At 71.4% G+C, this 16,786-nt stretch carries 14 protein-coding genes; 6 read left to right on the forward strand and 8 right to left on the reverse strand.

The window, feature by feature from the left end; translation table 11 throughout:
• Positions 1 to 7 precede the first annotated feature (7 nt).
• Together QRX60_RS23750 and QRX60_RS23755 are read left to right on the forward strand one after the other, a co-directional pair.
• Complete coding sequence (locus tag QRX60_RS23750; RefSeq protein ID WP_286002973.1) at positions 8 to 940, forward strand: cobalamin biosynthesis protein; 933 nt, start codon at positions 8 to 10, stop codon at positions 938 to 940.
• On the forward strand, positions 937 to 2,418 hold the full coding sequence (locus tag QRX60_RS23755) for a cobyric acid synthase (RefSeq protein WP_286002974.1): 1,482 nt from the start codon (positions 937 to 939) through the stop codon (positions 2,416 to 2,418). The genes QRX60_RS23750 and QRX60_RS23755 overlap by 4 nt, the downstream gene beginning before the upstream one ends.
• Positions 2,419 to 2,421: 3 nt before the next feature.
• On the opposite strand, the gene QRX60_RS23760 is transcribed toward QRX60_RS23755, so the two are convergent.
• The 3 genes from QRX60_RS23760 to QRX60_RS23770 all read right to left on the reverse strand — a co-directional run bounded on the left by QRX60_RS23760 (position 2,422) and on the right by QRX60_RS23770 (position 4,112).
• Positions 2,422 to 3,057 carry a DUF4190 domain-containing protein gene (locus QRX60_RS23760; protein ID WP_286002975.1) on the reverse strand — a complete coding sequence of 212 codons (636 nt, stop codon included), beginning with the start codon at positions 3,055 to 3,057 and terminating at the stop codon, positions 2,422 to 2,424.
• Positions 3,058 to 3,122: 65 nt separating this feature from the next.
• Positions 3,123 to 3,884 carry a CbtA family protein gene (locus tag QRX60_RS23765; RefSeq protein WP_286002976.1) on the reverse strand — a complete coding sequence of 254 codons (762 nt, stop codon included), beginning with the start codon at positions 3,882 to 3,884 and terminating at the stop codon, positions 3,123 to 3,125.
• An 18-nt stretch (positions 3,885 to 3,902) separates the two neighbouring features.
• Positions 3,903 to 4,112, reverse strand: coding sequence for a CbtB domain-containing protein (locus QRX60_RS23770; RefSeq protein ID WP_286002977.1), 210 nt, complete (start codon positions 4,110 to 4,112; stop codon positions 3,903 to 3,905).
• 195 nt (positions 4,113 to 4,307) lie between these two features.
• Between QRX60_RS23770 and QRX60_RS23775 the strand changes: the two genes are divergently transcribed.
• Positions 4,308 to 5,204 carry an ROK family protein gene (locus tag QRX60_RS23775; protein WP_286003679.1) on the forward strand — a complete coding sequence of 299 codons (897 nt, stop codon included), beginning with the start codon at positions 4,308 to 4,310 and terminating at the stop codon, positions 5,202 to 5,204.
• Positions 5,205 to 5,270: 66 nt separating this feature from the next.
• Here the strand turns inward: QRX60_RS23775 and QRX60_RS23780 are convergent, their stop codons facing one another.
• Both QRX60_RS23780 and QRX60_RS23785 read right to left on the reverse strand, forming a co-directional pair.
• Positions 5,271 to 6,056, reverse strand: a complete 786-nt coding sequence (locus QRX60_RS23780) for a DeoR/GlpR family DNA-binding transcription regulator (protein ID WP_286002978.1) — start codon at positions 6,054 to 6,056, stop codon at positions 5,271 to 5,273.
• A gap of 39 nt (positions 6,057 to 6,095) precedes the next feature.
• Positions 6,096 to 7,493, reverse strand: coding sequence for a Dyp-type peroxidase (locus QRX60_RS23785; protein ID WP_286002979.1), 1,398 nt, complete (start codon positions 7,491 to 7,493; stop codon positions 6,096 to 6,098).
• Positions 7,494 to 7,808: 315 nt separating this feature from the next.
• On the opposite strand from QRX60_RS23785, the gene QRX60_RS23790 reads away from it, so the two are divergent.
• Together QRX60_RS23790 and QRX60_RS23795 are read left to right on the forward strand one after the other, a co-directional pair.
• Positions 7,809 to 8,690 carry a hypothetical protein gene (locus QRX60_RS23790; RefSeq protein ID WP_286002980.1) on the forward strand — a complete coding sequence of 294 codons (882 nt, stop codon included), beginning with the start codon at positions 7,809 to 7,811 and terminating at the stop codon, positions 8,688 to 8,690.
• Between the two features lie 22 nt (positions 8,691 to 8,712).
• Positions 8,713 to 9,012 (forward strand): hypothetical protein, encoded by a 300-nt coding sequence (locus tag QRX60_RS23795; protein WP_286002981.1) that lies wholly within the window; start codon positions 8,713 to 8,715, stop codon positions 9,010 to 9,012.
• A gap of 9 nt (positions 9,013 to 9,021) precedes the next feature.
• Here QRX60_RS23795 and QRX60_RS23800 read toward each other — a convergent pair whose 3' ends face one another.
• Positions 9,022 to 9,594, reverse strand: a complete 573-nt coding sequence (locus tag QRX60_RS23800) for a TetR/AcrR family transcriptional regulator (RefSeq protein ID WP_286002982.1) — start codon at positions 9,592 to 9,594, stop codon at positions 9,022 to 9,024.
• A gap of 81 nt (positions 9,595 to 9,675) precedes the next feature.
• On the opposite strand from QRX60_RS23800, the gene QRX60_RS23805 reads away from it, so the two are divergent.
• The gene (locus QRX60_RS23805) at positions 9,676 to 10,548 is read left to right on the forward strand and encodes an SDR family oxidoreductase (protein WP_286002983.1); all 873 of its coding nucleotides are present in this window, start codon (positions 9,676 to 9,678) and stop codon (positions 10,546 to 10,548) included.
• Between the two features lie 56 nt (positions 10,549 to 10,604).
• Here the strand turns inward: QRX60_RS23805 and QRX60_RS23810 are convergent, their stop codons facing one another.
• Together QRX60_RS23810 and gltB are read right to left on the reverse strand one after the other, a co-directional pair.
• Entirely contained in the window at positions 10,605 to 12,056 is a 1,452-nt protein-coding gene (locus tag QRX60_RS23810) for a glutamate synthase subunit beta (RefSeq protein WP_286002984.1), read from the reverse strand.
• Positions 12,057 to 12,121: 65 nt separating this feature from the next.
• The gene (gltB, locus tag QRX60_RS23815) at positions 12,122 to 16,693 is read right to left on the reverse strand and encodes a glutamate synthase large subunit (RefSeq protein WP_286002985.1); all 4,572 of its coding nucleotides are present in this window, start codon (positions 16,691 to 16,693) and stop codon (positions 12,122 to 12,124) included.
• Positions 16,694 to 16,786: the final 93 nt, after the last annotated feature.

The following is a 16,786-nucleotide window of genomic DNA, read 5'->3' on the forward strand; positions in this document are numbered from 1 at the left end:
GCGCCACGTGCCACTCCGTCTAGGGACAACCGCTGCCGGACTCGTTACCGGATATGCCGCCGACACCCTGTTCGGTGACCCTCGACGGGGGCACCCGGTCGCGATCTTCGGTTCGGCGGCCGCGCGTCTCGAACGCGTCCTGTGGGCGGACTCGAAGCCGCGCGGAGCCGCCTTCGCGGGGTTGTGCACCTTCAGTGCTGTCGGTCTCGGCGTCGCGCTTCAGACGGCGACGCGGCGACGCCCCTTCGCACGCTTCTCCCTCACGGCCGTGTGTACGTGGGTAGTGCTCGGCGGACGCGGCCTCGCCGCCGAAGGAGCCGAAATGGCCCGCCTGCTCGAAGCGGGCGAAGTGCCTTCGGCGCGTCAGCGGCTCTCGCACCTCTGCGCGCGCGACGCGACGACGCTCGACTCCGCCGAACTGACCCGCGCGGCGACCGAGTCGATCGCCGAGAACACCTCGGACGCCGTGGTCGCGCCGTTGTTCTGGGGTGCGGTCGCCGGGATGCCCGGCTTGCTCGGCTACCGCGCGTTCAACACGCTCGACGCGATGGTCGGGTACCGGTCGCCGAGGTACCGGAACTTCGGCTGGGCCGCGGCGCGCGCCGACGACGTGGCCAATCTTGTGCCGTCGAGGATCGGAGCAGTGCTCACGGCGATGTGCGCGCCCCTGGCGCGAGGCCGCGCGCGAAGCGCGTGGCGGGTCTGGCGCCGCGACGGCGGGCAGCACCCGAGCCCGAACGCGGGGCAGGTCGAGGCGGCGTTCGCGGGGGCACTGGACATCCGGCTCGGCGGGACGAACAGCTACGGCGGGGAAGTGGAGAGCCGCGCCCGGCTCGGGGAGGGGCGCGATCCGGAGCCGGTCGACCTGCGGCGGGCGGTGCGGTTGTCCCGCCTGGTCGGGCTGGCCGCGGTGGTGGCCGCGACGGCGGCGGCCCGATGAGCGGCCTCCTCGTCGCCGGGACGACGTCCGACGCCGGCAAGAGCCTCGTCACCGCCGGGATCTGCCGGTGGCTCGCCCGCCGGGGCGTCCGCGTCGCGCCGTTCAAGGCGCAGAACATGTCCAACAACTCGATGGTCTGCGCCGACGGCGCCGAGATCGGACGCGCCCAGTGGCTGCAGGCGCGGGCGGCCCGGGTCGAGCCCGAGGCCGCCATGAACCCCGTCCTGCTCAAGCCGGGCAGCGACCGGCGCAGCCACGTCGTCGCGCTCGGGAAGCCCTTCGGCACCCTCGAAGCCGGGGAGTACGCCACCGGCCGCGCCGGGCTCGCCGAGATCGCCTTCCACGCCTTTCAGGACCTCGGCGAACGCTACGACGTCGTCGTCTGCGAAGGCGCCGGCAGTCCCGCCGAGATCAACCTGCGCGGCGGCGACTACGTCAACATGGGCCTCGCACGGCGGTTCGGGCTGCCCGTGCTCGTCGTCGGCGACATCGACCGCGGTGGCGTCCTGGCCGCCATGTTCGGCACCCTCGCGCTGCTCTCGGCCGAGGACCAGGCGCTCGTCGCGGGCTGGGTCGTCAACAAGTTCCGCGGCGACGTCGGCCTGCTGCGGCCCGGCCTCGACAGCCTCGAGACGGTGACCGGCCGGCCGGTGCTGGGCGTGCTCCCGTGGCTCGACCGCGTCTGGATCGACTCCGAGGACGCCCTCGCCGCCGCGGGCTGGCGCCGCGAGGCCCACGGCCGGGGGCTGCGGGTGGCCGTCGTGCGCTTCCCGCGCGCGTCCAACGCCACCGACGTCGACGCGCTCGCCGCCGAACCCGGCGTCACGGTGACGCTCACGGCCGACCCCGACACCGTCGCGGCGGCGGACGTCGTGGTGCTGCCCGGGTCGCGCGCCACCGTGGACGACCTGGCCTGGCTGCGCGACCGCGGCCTCGACACGGCGCTGGCCGCCCGCGCCGCGGCGGGCCGGCCGGTGCTCGGCATCTGCGGCGGCTACCAGATGCTCGCCGAGTCCATCGTGGACGACGTGGAGTCCGGTGCGGGCGAGGCGCCGGGCCTCGGCCTGCTGCCCGCGCGGGTCACGTTCGCCGAAGAGAAGGTGCTCGCCCGCCCGTCGGGGACCTGGCGGGGCAACCCCGTCGGCGCGTACGAGATCCACCACGGCTCGGTCACCGTGCCGTCGGCATCGGAGTCCTTTTTGGACGGAGTACGCCAGGGCGCGGTCTGGGGCACGATGTGGCACGGCGCCTTCGAGAACGACGCCTTCCGCCGCGCGTGGCTCACGGAGGCAGCAGCCCAGGCCGGGGTCGGGTGGACCCCGGCGGCGGGCGCGCCCGGCTTCGCCGACCTGCGCGAGGAGATGCTGGAAAAGCTGGCCGACGCGATCGACGAGCACTTGGACACGGCGGCCCTGCGCACGCTGCTGGACCTGGGGGCGCCGAAGGACCTCCCGTTCGTCCCGCCCGGCGCGCCCTGACGCTCAGGGCCGGACGAACGCGGTGAGCTGCCCGCTCACCTGCCGGAAGGTGCAGGTCGCCTCGCGGACACCGTCGGCCCAGGAATCCTCGGTCGGCAGGTGCGCCATGAACTTCAGGCTGGGCGGCGGGGTTCCTTCGGTGAAGTACGCCACCGCCGCGGCTTCGCACGCGAGCAGGGCCGGATCGCGCAGCGCCGCGACACCCGGGTAGGTCTCGTAGCCGCTGCTCACGTCGACCCGCTTGACGACCTGCTCGTCGTGCGGCTGGTCGCAGGACACCCGGGTGACGTACTCGCCGTCGGCGCCCGAGTTCAGGCAGTCGCCGGCCGCCATGGTGTGGATGTAGTCCGGACCGGACGCCGCGTGCGTGAGGAGCTTCGGCACCACGGTCGTGAGCCCGACGCCCAGCCAGACCACGCTGAGCACCAGCCCGGCGATCGCGAGCCCGCGTCCGCTCTCCTTGCTCCGGCTGATCCGGACCAGCGCGAGGATGCCGAACAGCGCGCTCAACGGGACCAGGCCGGGCAGGCCGCACAGCAGTGACGCGATCGCGAACCCGTCGGTCCCGGGGGACTCGACGGGCCCGCGGACCGTCGTCTGGCTGTGGCTGGACAGCGTCGAGCGCGTTTCGTCGAACAAAGGTCCCCCTCCGGATTCCCCCGACCCGGCGGGGGAATCCTCAGGGACCGGCGCCGGTCCCAAGATCACGATCCGGCGGCGACCGCGGCCTTCTTGGCCAGCGACTTCTCCGCGAGGGCACCGAACGCCAGGCCCAGCGCCAGCCACAGCGTCACCTGGGTGCCGATCGAGGCGGTGCGGAAGCTCCACAGCGTCGAGGCCGGGAACTCCGCGGGAACCTCGTCGACCACCGGCATCAGCCAGGCCACCACGCCGATCACGACGAGGTAGCCCGCCGCGGCCAGGAGGAAGCCGTTCCCCGCGCCGAAGCGGTCCGCGAGCTTGCGGCCGGACACCGTCGCCAGGATGCCCACCAGCAGGGACACCGCGACGAACCCGAAGTACAGCTCGGTGCGCGAGCCGATCGTGCCCGGCTGGCCCACGGCCGGCGGGTTGGCCGGGTACTTCAGGAAGGGGACGAGGAACACCACGGCGAACGCGCCGCCGGTGAGCAGCAGCGCCGTCACCCGGGGGCGGAGATTGCCGAGGCGGCCCTGGGCGAACGCGAAGGCGAGCGAGAGCAGGCCGCCGAGCGCGACGCCGTAGACCACGACGCCGGTGAGCAGCCCGACGGTGCTCTGGATGTCCCGCGGGACGAGCTCCTCTTCGGGTTGCTCGGCCGGCGCGGGGGTGGCGCCCGGGTCGTGGGAATGGGCGTGGCCGCCGGACTCTTCGAGCCCGATGGCGGTGTTCACCGACGGCTCGCCGAAGGCGTAGGCGAACCCGAACGCGAGCACGCCGGCGATCAGGCCCGCGAGCATGCCGCGGACCAGCAGGGTCTTCATCATGGGAGGTCGTGCCGCCGCTCAGTGGCAGGGGAAGGCCAGCAGGTGCCGGCCGTCGTGCACGAACTCGTGGACGTACATGTTCGCGAACACCGCGGTCGCGCCCTGTTCGGCGCTCACGAAGTACAGCGCGATCAGGGCGAGGAGCACCACGAACACCGCCCACGGCACGATCTCACGGATCGGGATGCGGATCGGGAGCGGAACGGCGGGAGCTGCCGTGTGGGACATGTGCGTGGCCTCCTCGGGCTTTCGCGGCCTCATCGGGGTCGGTCACGACGGTCCGGGTCTGGCTTCCCCCGGGGTGGGGGTCACAGTGGCGCGACCGCGCGGACTTGCACCGCGTTCCGGAATCCGTCGTCTGGCCGGTTGAGCGTAGGTCCGCCGTTTGGGCTGCGTCAATGTGACAATGCCGCGGTGACTCGAATGGTGGCGGCCCTCGATGTGGGCGGGACGACGATCAAGGCGGCACTGCTGGACGAGCAGCTCCAGCCCCGGGCGACGCTGCGCGCGGAGACGGCGCGCAGCGCGGACGGCACGGCGCTGGCCGCCCAGGTCGCGGACATCGTGGCCGCGCTGGCGGAGCAGGCCGGCACCGGCATGCCGGCGGCGGTCGGCGTGGTCGTGCCCGGCATCGTCGACGAAGAGACCCGCGTCTGCCACTTCTCGGCCAACCTCGACTGGCGCGAGGTCCACTTCGGCGAGCTGCTGGAGGGGCGGCTCGGGCTGCCGGTGGCGTTCGGGCACGACGTCACCGCGGGCGGCATCGCCGAGTTCCGCGTGGGCGCGGGGCAGGGCGCGACGAACGCGGCGTTCATCCCGGTCGGCACCGGGATCGCGGCCGCGCTCCTGCTCGACGGCCGGATCCACCGCGCGCACGGGCAGGCGGGCGAGGTCGGGCACATCGACGTCGGCCACTCGGGCAAGTGCGGCTGCGGCGCGATCGGGTGCCTGGAGGCGATCTCCTCGGCGGCGGCGATCGCCCGCCGCTACACGGAACGCACGGGCCGCGCGGCCGACGGCGCCCGCGAAGTGGTCGAGCTGGCCCGGCACGGTGACGAGGTGGCGGTGGCGGTGGTGCAGGACGCGCTCGATGGTCTGGGCCACGGGATCCGGACGTTGCTGACGCTGCTGGGGCCGGAGGTGATCGTCCTCGGGGGCGGCCTGTTCACCGCGGCGGACTACGTGCTGGAGCCGGTCCGGGAGTGGCTGGCCGCGCATCTGACGTTCCAGCGGATGCCGGAGCTGCGGATCGCGAAGCTGGGCGACGAAGCCGGGCGGCTGGGGGCGGGGTTGCTGGCGTTGGACTTGCTGGAAGCCTGACCCACCCCAAGTCCGTGAATGGCTCATCGAGGGACTTCAAGTCCCTCGATGAGCCATTCACGGCTTTCAGGCCAGGAGGACCTCGACCCCCGCCGCCTCGAACGCCGCGACCTGGGCCGGGTCGGCGCCCGAGTCCGTGATCAGCTGGTCGACCGCCGCCGTGTCGCAGATGCGTGCGAAGGCGTGGCCGCCCAGCTTGCCGCTGTCCGCGATCACCGTCACCTGACGCGCCCGCGATGCCAGCAGGCGGTTGATGCTCGCTTCCCCTTCGTGGTGGGCGAACGCTCCGCGCTCCGCGTCGAACGCGTCGACGCCCAGGAACACCAGGTCGAGGGTGATCTGGTCGAGGAACAGGCTGGCGAGCGGCCCGGTCAGCTCGAACGAGTGCTGCCGGGCCACGCCGCCCGTCACCACGATCTTGATGTTCGGGCGGACGGCCAGCTCGTGGGCGATGTTGAGCGCGTTCGTCACCACCGTCAGCGCCGGTGAGCCGTCGCGCTCCGCCAGTTCCGGCCGCAGCACCAGCGCGCGGGCGACCTCGGTGCTCGTCGTGCCGCCGTTGAGCCCGATCACCATGCCGCGTTCGACCAGCCGCGCGGCGGCCGCGCTGATGCGCTGTTTCTCCGGCGCATTGCGCGCGGCCTTGTGCCGCAACGGCAGGTCGTACGCCACGTTGCTCGCCACCGCGCCGCCCCGGGTGCGGGTCAGCAGCCGGCGTCCGGCCAGGTGGTCCAGGTCGCGCCGGATCGTGGCGGGGGACACGTCGAGCTCCTCCGCGGAGGCCTCGACGTCGATCTTTTCCCGCTGCCCCACCATGTCCAGCAGTGCGCTGAGCCGTTCGTGCCGGTCCAAACCAGCCTCCTTCGCCGCCTTCCCCGACGACAAAGGTAGTCAGAGGGCGCGCAGGAAAGCCAGCGACGGCATGAAGAAGTACTCACCGCCCCGCACCGTCACCGATTGCGGCACCGGGTCGGCCGTGCGCTGCACCGATCCGCCCCATTCGACGGTGTAGTCCGACGTCCCCCGCTCGCCCTGCCCGATCACCGGGTCGAGCCCCGGCGTGACGCCGTCGACGATCGGGAAGCCCGGGTTGTCCGCCCAGAGTGCCTGCGTGAACTCGAACTGGTTGCCCAGCACCGAGTTGAACGCCATGAACAGCAGCCCGACCCCGCCGCTCGGCCGCGCCGCGGGTGGCACGTCGGCGTTCGGGTCGTCCGGCCGTTCGCCGTAGGTGACACCCCGGCGCGCCATCAGGTGCAGGCGCTCGCCGGACGGTTCCTCGGCGCCGCCGGACCCCCGCGGGTTCGTCTTGCGGATGTGCGCCTGGAACGGGCACTTCAGCGCCGCGCGGTCGCTGTCGTAGGTGAAGTTGTTCGACACCGGGCTTTCCGCGCCGTCTTCGCGCTGGGTGGTCAGCGGTGTGCCGTCCTCGAACCGGCCGATGAGCATCGCGCCCGCGCGCTCGCGGTCGTCGCCGGTCAGGCCGAGCGTGTCGGCCAGGTCCGCCTCGGCCTGCTTGAACCGCCGCACGTTCTGGTCGAGCTTGCGGAAGACGAAGTAGCTGCCGAAGTGCACGCCCGGATCGGGTGCCGCGGTGTCCGGCACCAGCACCTGGGACAGCGGCGCCGCCGGGTTCCACACGTTGATGCCGTCGGTGTTGTTCTTCTCCGCGTCGACGTCCTCGGTGAGGAACAGCGGCTGGCTCCGGCCGTCGACGTACCCGAAGTGTTCGATGCCCTCGCCGCGCGCGTTGGCGCGGCCGAGGCCGGTCTCCTCCACCAGCACGGCGACGGAGTCCGGCAGCAGGCCGAGGATTTCGTTGCGCCGGGCGGTCATCGCCTTGTCCGTGGCATCGCCGACGAGCACGACGGCGTGGATTTCCCCGTGGTAGCCCGGATCGAACGTCGAGCGCGGCGGGTCGTTCAGCTTCCGCCGCGTCTCCGGTGCCGCCATCCCGCGCAGGAATGCCTGGTCCTGCGGGAAGTTTTCGACGCCGAGGGCGCGGTAGCCGGCCGCGGTGAGTCCGACACCGACGTACGGCGTGCCCGCGGCGCCACCGCTCTTGAACGCGCCGACCTCCTCGAGGTGGGCCTTGGCTGACTTCATCTTCCCGGTGACCGAGACCAGGAACGCCCGCGCCTCCGCCGCGTCGCCGAAAGCGAGCAGCAGCGCGGAAAGGTGGTCGCGGACGTGGGCCTTGAGGATGTTCGGCTGCAGTTCGCCGAGCATCACTTCGGCGTCTCCGGTCGCCGTGGTCCAGGACAGCGTGGTGGACAGGTCGACACTCATTTCGGGCTCCCCTCCCGTGCGGATATCGCAGGCGCACGACCGGCCCGAGCTCCCCCTGCCGGCCGTGCCCCTGGAACCAGGTTGCCGACGGGGCGCTGCCGCGTGCCACCGAAACCTGGGCATTCACACGAAAGATTAAGTTGAGCGCCGAACCGTCCGCGGCGGCGGGTCCCCTGGCCGGCCGGCCGGTGGCGAATCACCTTTCGCCGTGCTTCCGTGAATTCGGTTACCGGTCATTTCCACGTCAGTTCACCGGGAACGGTAGCGGAATTCCCGCCGCTGCCGACTTTCGCCCCGAGAAGGCGGGAGACGGAGATGAACCAGGGAACACCGCGGCTGGCCGTACTGGCCACCGCCGTTGTCATCGGTGCGGCCGGGCTCGCGGGCTGTGCCACCGGTCCGGTGGACCGGCGGGCGCTGTGCACCGGGTTCGACAAGCTGGGAAGCGAGTTGATGTCGGCGAACGGCCTTTTCGACAACGCCGTCTTCGCCAGTGCCGGGGATCTGGCCGACCTGGCCGACCGGTACCAGGGCGGCGGGTTGAGCGCCGACGCCACCGCGCTGGAACGGATCTCCGACGCCGACGCGACGAACGGCTTCGAGCTGGAGCGCGCCACGTCCGGGACCGCGAAGGTCTGCGGGCACCCGCTGGGCCTGGGGACGACGAGCTACGCGGAAACCGGCAGCGGGAGCACGCAGGCGAACGGCGGCTACGGGAGTTACGGCGGGTATGGCTACTCGCCGCCCACGGAGTCCGTGACGTCGACGGCGCCCGAGCCGCCCACGTCGTCTTCGCCGACGACCCCGGCCGGTGACGAGGTGTCCGCGCGGGCCACCCTCCAGCAGCAGGTGGACACCGACCGGACCCAGGTGGAAACCCTGGCGGACAAGTGGGTTCCGCAGCTGTCGTCGAAGAACCACGGCCTCGTGGCGCACGGGACGACCTACGACTACCGCGCGATCTGGGCCGACTTCACCGCGACCCGGCAGGCGTACCCGTCGGCACTGCTGCTCTGGTCCGGCGACTACACGAGCTACACCAAGGGCGACTTCTGGGTCACGGTGGCGAACCAGTCGTTCCCGACCGGCGCGGCCGCGAACGCCTGGTGCGTGGCCGAGCACCTCGACGCCGACCACTGCTTCGCCAAGCTCGTTTCGCACACCCACGGACCCCGGGGCAGCACCCTGCCCCGGTGAACCACCCGAGAAAGGAACTGTCGTGAACTGGAGTGCTTACGAAGTCTTCAGCCTGCTCAGCGGTGTCGTCATGATCGGGGTCGCCTGCGCCCCCAAGGTCAAGGCCTCCGAACGGTTCTGGGCCCTCGTCAGCGGGGCTTTCTTGATCGGCTACGCGATCTACGTCGCCAACCAGACGAGCGGGACCTTCTCCTTCCCCTGGATCATCTTCGTGATCCCCTTCGCCGCCGCGGGCTACCTCGTGGTGCAGGCCCTCTCGAGAAGCCGGGAGACCGGGAACCCGCAGAACGACGACCGGCAGAACGAAGACCGGACCCGGTGACGCGGTTCCTCAGCCGAGCTCGGCCGTCGCCTCGACGAGTTCCGACAACGCTTCCCGGGCCACTTCGCCGAAGCTCCGCTCGTTCGACGGCTCCACCCACCGCGCGAACCCCGTCGTGAACGCCAGGCCGCCGATCTCGGCGGCCAGGCTCGCCGCCGGGTCCGGGATTCCGCGTTCGCGCAACGCCTCGGCCATCGTGGCCGTGAGCTTCGCGTGCTTGAGCAGCGACCGCTCCCGCAGGTCGCTGTGGTCCGCGACCACCTGCCGGATCGTCCGGGCCTGCTCGCGGCGTTCCGGGCCGAAGGCCGCTTCGGTGGCCGTGAGCGCTGCCGCGACCGCGTCGATCGGCGTCGCCTCGGCGGGGGCGGCCGCGATCCCCTCGGCGAACATACGGCTCAGGATTTCCTGGCCGGCGAAGAGCACTTCGCGCTTGTCGGCGAAGTGCCGGAAGAACGTCCGCTTCGTCAGCCCGGCCCGCTCGGTGATCTCCGCGACCGTGACGGCGTCGTACCCCCGCTCGGCGAACGACTCCACCGCGGCGCGCAGCAGCCGCTCGCGTGCGTTCGGTTCCCAGCGGCTCATGGTCCCAGCTTAAGCGATGACACCCGGTGTCGTCACACGTGCTACGGTGATGTCACCAGGTGTCATCACAGGGAGGTTCTCATGCGTGTCTTCGTCACCGGCGCGAACGGCTGGATCGGCTCGGCCCTCGTGCCCGAGCTGCTCGGCGCCGGCCACCAGGTCGTCGGCCTCGCCCGGTCGGACGCCTCCGCGGCGGCCGTCGAAAAAATGGGCGCCGAGGTGCTCCGCGGCGACCTGGACGACCTCGAAACGCTCGAAGCGGGCGCCCGGGCCGCCGACGGCGTCGTCCACCTCGCCTTCGGGCACGACTTCGACCGGATGGACGCCGCGATCCGGACCGACGCGGCCGCCGTCGGCGCCATGACGGCCGTGCTCGAGGGCAAGGCGTTCATCGCCGCTTCGGGGACGCCGTTCGTGGCCGGGCGGCCGGCGACCGAGCAGGACGAAGCCGTCTTCGGGGGTCCGGTGGCCGGCCGGGCCGACATCGCCCGCGCCGTCCTGGCGACAGCGCAACGCGGCGTCCGCGCGTCCCTCGTGCGGCTGCCGCGCTCGGTGCACGGGGAAGGGGACGCCCACGGCCTCATCACGCGGCTCATCGACGCGGGACGGCAGAGGGGCATCGCGGCCTACGTCGGTGACGGGACGGCGCGCTGGCCGGCGGTGCACGTCCTCGACGCGGCGCACCTGTTCCGCCTGGCGCTGGAACAGGCTCCCGCGGGCTCGGTGCTGCACGCGGTCGGCGACGAGGGCGTGGCCATCCGGGACGTCGCGGAGGTGGCCGGCCGCCGGCTCGGGCTCCCGGTCACGTCCGTGGCGGCCGACGAGCTCGGCTTCCTCGGCGCGCTCCTGGCGATCGACCAGCCGGCGTCCGCGGACCGGACCCGAGAGCTGTTCGGCTGGCAGCCGGCGCACCCGGGACTGCTGGACGACCTCGAAAAGGGTTACTACGGCTGAAAGTGGGACAGCGCCGACGGGGGTGGCGACAGTGACACCCCCGCCGGCGCCGGGTTCTACGCGATCGGCCGGTCCGTCGGCGCGATCGGGGCGGGCAGGACGTCCCGCCCGGTCAGGTAGGCGTCCACGCCGGCCGCGGCACTGCGGCCCTCCGCGATCGCCCACACGATCAGGGACTGGCCGCGGCCCATGTCGCCGGCCACGAACACGTTGTCCAGGCTGGTCTTGAACGCCTGGTCGCGGGCGACGTTGCCGCGCGGGTCCAGCTCGACGCCGAGGTCCTCGATCAGGCCCTTCTTCTGCGGCCCGAGGAAGCCCATCGCCAGCAGGACGAGCTGCGCGGGCAGCTCGCGCTCGCTGCCCTCCACCGGGACGAACTTGCCGCTCTCGTTGCGCACCTCGACCAGCTTCAACGCCCGGACCCGGCCGTCGGCGTCACCCAGGAACTCCTGCGTGTTCACCGCGTACAGCCGCTCGCCGCCCTCTTCGTGCGCCGAGGAGACCCGGTAGATCATCGGGTAGGTCGGCCACGGGTGGGCGTCCGAGCGCGCCTCCGGCGGCTTCGGCATGATCTCCAGCTGCGTCACCGACTTCGCGCCCTGGCGGTGCGAGGTCCCGACGCAGTCCGCGCCCGTGTCGCCGCCGCCGATGACGACGACGTCCAGGCCGGAAGCGTCGAACGGCGACTTCTCCAGCTCGCCCGAAGCGACGCGGTTGGCCGGCGGCAGGAACTCCATCGCCTGGTGGATGCCGTCCAGCTCGCGGCCCGGGATCGGCAGGTCGCGCCAGTCGGTCGCGCCGCCCGCCAGCACGACGGCGTCGTACGACGAAGTCAGCTCCTCGGCGGTGATGTCGGCGCCGACGTTCACCGAGGTGCGGAACTCCGTGCCCTCGGCCTCCATCTGCGCCAGGCGCCGGTCGAGCCGGTGCTTCTCCATCTTGAACTCGGGGATGCCGTAGCGCAGCAGCCCGCCGATCTTGTCGGCCCGCTCGAGGACCACGACGCTGTGGCCCGCGCGCGTGAGCTGCTGCGCCGCGGCGAGTCCCGAGGGGCCGGACCCGACGACCGCGACCTTCTTGCCGGTCTTCGTGACCGGCGGCAGCGGCGTCACCCAACCCTCTTCGAAGGCGCGGTCGACGATGGAGATCTCGACGCGCTTGATCGTCACCGGGTCGTCGTTGATCCCCAGCACGCACGCGGTTTCGCAGGGTGCCGGGCACAGGGTGCCGGTGAACTCCGGGAAGTTGTTGGTCGCGTGGAGCCGTTCGATGGCCTGCTGCCAGTCGTCCCGCCACACCAGGGTGTTCCACTCCGGGATGAGGTTCCCGAGCGGGCAGCCCTGGTGGCAGAACGGGATGCCGCAGTCCATGCAGCGGCCGGCCTGCTTCTCCAGCTTCGTCGTGGCGAAGTCTTCGTAGACCTCTCGCCAGTCCATCAGCCGCAGGTCGACCGGACGGCGCTTCGGCTCTTCGCGGGTGGTGGTCAGAAAGCCCTTGGGGTCAGCCATGTGCGGCCTCCGTTTCTTGCGGGACACCCGCACCCGGTCGGCACTCATGACTGGCTGCGCGATTATCAGCCATGAGCTGCCTCCATGATCGCCTCGTTCACGTCGCGCCCGTCCCGCTCCGCCTGCACCTGGGCGGCGAGCACGCGCTTGTAGTCCTTCGGCATGACCTTCCCGAAGCGGTCGACGCCCGCGTCCCAGTCGGCCAGCAGTTCCCGCGCGACGGCGGATTCGGTTTCGTCGTAGTGCTTTTCCAGCGTCTCGCGCAGGAAGTCCGCGTCCTCGGAGTCGAGCGGGTCGAGGTCGACCATCTCCGGGTTGACGCGGTGCGCGGGCAGGTCCAGAACGTAGGCGATGCCACCGGACATGCCGGCTGCGAAGTTGCGTCCGATCGGGCCGAGCACGACCATCCGGCCGCCGGTCATGTACTCGCCGCCGTGGTCGCCGACGCCTTCGACGACGGCCAGCGCGCCCGAGTTGCGCACGCAGAACCGCTCGCCGACCTTGCCGCGGATGAAGATCTCGCCGCTGGTCGCGCCGTAGGCGATCACGTTGCCGGCGATGATGTGGTCCTCGGCGGCGATCCGCGCCTCCTTCGGCGGCCGCACGATCAGCCGGCCGCCGGAGAGGCCCTTGCCGACGTAGTCGTTGCCGTCGCCGTAGAGCCGCAGCGTGATGCCCTTCGGCACGAACGCGCCGAACGACTGGCCGGCGGTCCCGGTGAAGGTGACGTCGATGGTGTCGTCGGGCAGGCCCTCGCCGCCCCACCGCCGGGTCAGCTCCGAGCCGAGCATCGTCCCGACGGTCCGGTTCACGTTGCGGACGGGCAGCTCCAGCCGCACCTTGTCGCCCGAGTTGAGGGCGCCTTCGGCGAGCTGGATCAGCGTGTTGTCGAGCGCCTTCTCGAGCCCGTGGTCCTGCAGCGTCTGCTGCAGGCGCAGCCCGGCCGGGGCCATCTCGGGCACGTGGAAGATCGGCGACAGGTCCAGCCCGGCCGCCTTCCAGTGGTCGACGGCCTTGCGCTTGTCGAGGAACTCGGCGTGGCCGACGGCCTCGGCGATCGACCGGAAGCCCAGCTCCGCCAGGTACTCGCGCACTTCCTGGGCGATGAACTCGAAGAAGTTGACGACGTACTCGGCCTTGCCGCTGAACTTCTCGCGCAGCTTCGGGTTCTGCGTCGCGACGCCCACCGGGCACGTGTCGAGGTGGCAGACGCGCATCATGATGCAGCCCGACACCACCAGCGGCGCGGTCGCGAAGCCGAACTCCTCGGCCCCGAGCAGCGCCGCGACGACGACGTCACGGCCGGTCTTGAGCTGGCCGTCGGTCTGCACCACGATCCGGTCGCGCAGCCGGTTGGCCAGCAGCGTCTGCTGCGTCTCGGCCAGGCCGAGCTCCCACGGGCCACCGGCGTGCTTGATGGACGACAGCGGCGACGCGCCCGTCCCGCCGTCGTGGCCCGAGATGAGCACGACGTCGGCGTGCGCCTTGGACACACCCGCCGCGACCGTGCCGACGCCGACCTCGGACACCAGCTTCACGTGGATGCGGGCCTTCGGGTTGGCGTTCTTCAGGTCGTGGATCAGCTGGGCGAGATCCTCGATCGAGTAGATGTCGTGGTGCGGCGGCGGCGAGATGAGGCCGACGCCCGGCGTCGAGAACCGCGTCTTCGCGATCCACGGGTACACCTTCGCGCCGGGCAGCTGCCCGCCTTCGCCGGGCTTCGCGCCCTGCGCCATCTTGATCTGGATGTCGTCGGCGTTGACGAGGTACTCGCTCGTGACGCCGAACCGGCCCGACGCGACCTGCTTCACGGCGCTTCGCCGCTCCGGGTCGTAGAGCCGCTCCGCGTCTTCGCCACCTTCGCCGGTGTTGGACTTCCCGCCGAGGCGGTTCATCGCGATGGCGAGGGTCTGGTGCATCTCCATGGAGATCGAGCCGTAGGAGATGGCGCCGGTGGCGAACCGCTTGACGATCTCCGAGACCGGTTCGACCTCCTCGATCGGCACCGGCGCGCGCTTGCCGTACTTGAAGTCGAACAGCCCGCGCAGCGTCAGCAGCTTCTCGGCCTGGTCGTCGACGGCCTTCGTGTACTCCTTGAAGATCTCGTACTTCCCGGACCGCGTGGAGTGCTGCAGCTTGAAGACGGTCTGCGGGTTGAACAGGTGCGGCTCGCCTTCGCGCCGCCACTGGTAGTCCGCGCCGGTCTCGAGCTCGCGGTGCGGCGCGTGGAACCCGTCGGCGGGGAAGGCGTACTTGTGCCGCTTCGCGACCTCGTCGGCGAGCGTCTCGAAGCCGACCCCGCCGAGGCGGGACGTCGTGCCGGTGAAGCAGTTCTCGATGACCTCTTCGCCGAGCCCGATCGCCTCGAAGATCTGCGCGCCGGTGTAGGACGCGACGGTCGAGACGCCCATCTTGGACATCGTCTTGCGGACGCCCTTGCCCAGCGCCTTGATCAGGTTCTGCGTCGCCTGCTTCGGCGTCACGCCCGGGATCAGGCCCTGGTGGGCCATCTCCTCGACGGTCGCCATCGCCAGGTAGGGGTTCACCGCGGCGACGCCGTAGCCGATCAGCAGGGCGATGTGGTGCACCTCGCGCGCGTCGCCGGCCTCGACGATGAGGCCGACCTGCGTGCGCGTCTTCTCGCGGACGAGGTGGTGGTGCACCGCGCCGGTGAGCAGCAGGGAGGGGATCGGCGCGTGGTGCTCGTCGAGCCCGCGGTCGGACAGCACGATCAGCCGCGCGCCGTCCTCGATCGCCTCCGACACCTCGGCGCGGATCTCGTCCAGGCGCTGGACCAGCGCCTCGCCGCCGCCGTGGACGTTGTAGCGGCCGAGCACGGTGACCGCCTGGAACTCCGGCAGGTCGCCGTCGTCGTTGACGTGCACCAGCTTGGCGAGCTGGTCGTTGTCGAGCACCGGGAACGGCAGCGCGATCCGGCGGCAGCTCGCGGCGTCGCCGACGAGCAGGTTCGGCTCGGCGCCGATCTGCGTGCCGAGCGCGGTGACCAGCTCCTCGCGGATGGCGTCCAGCGGCGGGTTGGTCACCTGGGCGAACAGCTGGATGAAGTAGTCGAAGATCAGCCGCGGCCGGCTGGACAGCGTCGCGATCGGCGAGTCGTTGCCCATCGAGCCGATCGGCTCCGAGCCGGAGCGGGCCATCGGCTCGAGGATGGTTTCGAGCTCTTCCTCGGTGTAGCCGAACGCCTGCTGGCGGCGGACGAGCGCGGCGTGCAGCGGCACCTCGCGGTCGCGCTCGGGCAGGTCTTCGAGGTGCAGCAGGCCGGCCTCGACCCACTCGTCGTACGGGTGCGCGGTCGCCAGCTCGGTCTTGACCTCTTCGTCCTCGATGATCCGGCCCTCGGCGGTGTCGACGAGGAACATCCGGCCGGGCTCGAGGCGTCCCTTGCGGACGATCGTCGCCGGGTCGATGTCGAGCACGCCGACCTCGGAGGCGAGCACGACCAGGCCGTCGTCGGTCACCCAGTACCGCCCGGGGCGCAGGCCGTTGCGGTCGAGCACCGCGCCGATCTGGCTGCCGTCGGTGAAGGCGACGAGCGCCGGGCCGTCCCACGGCTCCATCAAGGTCGAGTGGAACTCGTAGAAGGCGCGTCGCGCCGGGTCCATTTCCTGGTGGTTCTCCCAGGCTTCCGGGATCATCATGAGAACCGCGTGCGGCAGCGAGCGGCCGCCCAGGTGGAGCAGCTCCAGGACTTCGTCGAACGACGCCGAGTCGCTGGCGCCGCGCGTGATCACCGGGTAGATCCGCTTGAGGTCGCCCGGGACCAGGTCGGTTTCGAGGAGGGCTTCGCGGGCGTCCATCCAGTTGCGGTTGCCGCGCAGGGTGTTGATCTCACCGTTGTGCGCGACGTACCGGTACGGGTGCGCGAGCGGCCACGAGGGGAAGGTGTTGGTGGAGAAGCGGGAGTGCACGAGACCGATGGCGCTGGTGACGCGCTCGTCGGTCAGGTCGGCGAAGAACCGCTCGACCTGGGGCTCGGTGAGCATTCCTTTGTAGACGATCGTGCGCGAGGACAGGCTGGGGAAGTAGACGTCGTCCTCGACGAGCTCGTGCTCGGCGCGCTTGCGGACGCAGAACGCGCTGCGCTCGATGTGCAGCGGGTCCGAGTGCTCGGGCTTCGGGCGGCGCGCGGCGAGGAACAGCTGCGTGAAGTGCGGCATGGTCTCGGCGGCGGTCGGCCCGCAGTGCTCGGTGTGCACCGGCAGCTCGCGCCAGCCGAGGACGCGCATGTCCTCTTCGGCCGCGATGCGCTCGATGGTCGTCATCGCCCGGCCGCGGCGCTTTTCGTCCTGCGGCAGGAAAGCGGTGCCGACGGCGTAGGTGCCCGGCTCGGGGAGCTCGAAGTCCACGACCTCGCGGTAGAACTCGTCCGGGATCTGGATCAGCAGCCCGGCGCCGTCGCCGGTGTCCGGTTCGGCGCCCCGCGCCCCGCGATGTTCCAGGTTGCGCAACGCGACCAGGGCCTTCGCGACGATCGCGTGATCTCGGCGGCCGGTCAGGTCGGCGACGAAGGCGACACCGCAGGCGTCGTGTTCGTAGTCGCTCCGGTAGAGGCCCTCGGCCTCGGCGTTGCTGAGCTGCTGCCCCGCGGGGCGCAGGGAACGGGCACGGTGGGTCACGGCTGGCCGCCTCCCAAGGCGTTGGCGCGACCGGTACTCACTCCATCGTGTGGTTCGAGCTGAACCGGTTAACGAAGTGGTCCGGTACCGCGA

The sequence above is a fragment of the Amycolatopsis mongoliensis genome (genome assembly GCF_030285665.1).
In the GTDB taxonomy this organism is placed as follows: Bacteria; Actinomycetota; Actinomycetes; order Mycobacteriales; family Pseudonocardiaceae; genus Amycolatopsis; species Amycolatopsis mongoliensis.

Excerpts from the sequence above, each read along its gene's own strand:
- QRX60_RS23755 (WP_286002974.1), top strand. The coding sequence starts at position 937 with ATGAGCGGCCTCCTCGTCGCCGGGACGACGTCCGACGCCGGCAAGAGC.
- QRX60_RS23805 (WP_286002983.1), top strand. The coding sequence starts at position 9,676 with ATGCGTGTCTTCGTCACCGGCGCGAACGGCTGGATCGGCTCGGCCCTC.
- QRX60_RS23770 (WP_286002977.1), bottom strand. The coding sequence starts at position 4,112 with ATGTCCCACACGGCAGCTCCCGCCGTTCCGCTCCCGATCCGCATCCCG.
- QRX60_RS23785 (WP_286002979.1), bottom strand. The coding sequence starts at position 7,493 with ATGAGTGTCGACCTGTCCACCACGCTGTCCTGGACCACGGCGACCGGA.
- QRX60_RS23790 (WP_286002980.1), top strand. The coding sequence starts at position 7,809 with ATGAACCAGGGAACACCGCGGCTGGCCGTACTGGCCACCGCCGTTGTC.
- QRX60_RS23775 (WP_286003679.1), top strand. The coding sequence starts at position 4,308 with ATGGTGGCGGCCCTCGATGTGGGCGGGACGACGATCAAGGCGGCACTG.
- QRX60_RS23800 (WP_286002982.1), bottom strand. The coding sequence starts at position 9,594 with ATGAGCCGCTGGGAACCGAACGCACGCGAGCGGCTGCTGCGCGCCGCG.
- QRX60_RS23810 (WP_286002984.1), bottom strand. The coding sequence starts at position 12,056 with ATGGCTGACCCCAAGGGCTTTCTGACCACCACCCGCGAAGAGCCGAAG.
- QRX60_RS23765 (WP_286002976.1), bottom strand. The coding sequence starts at position 3,884 with ATGATGAAGACCCTGCTGGTCCGCGGCATGCTCGCGGGCCTGATCGCC.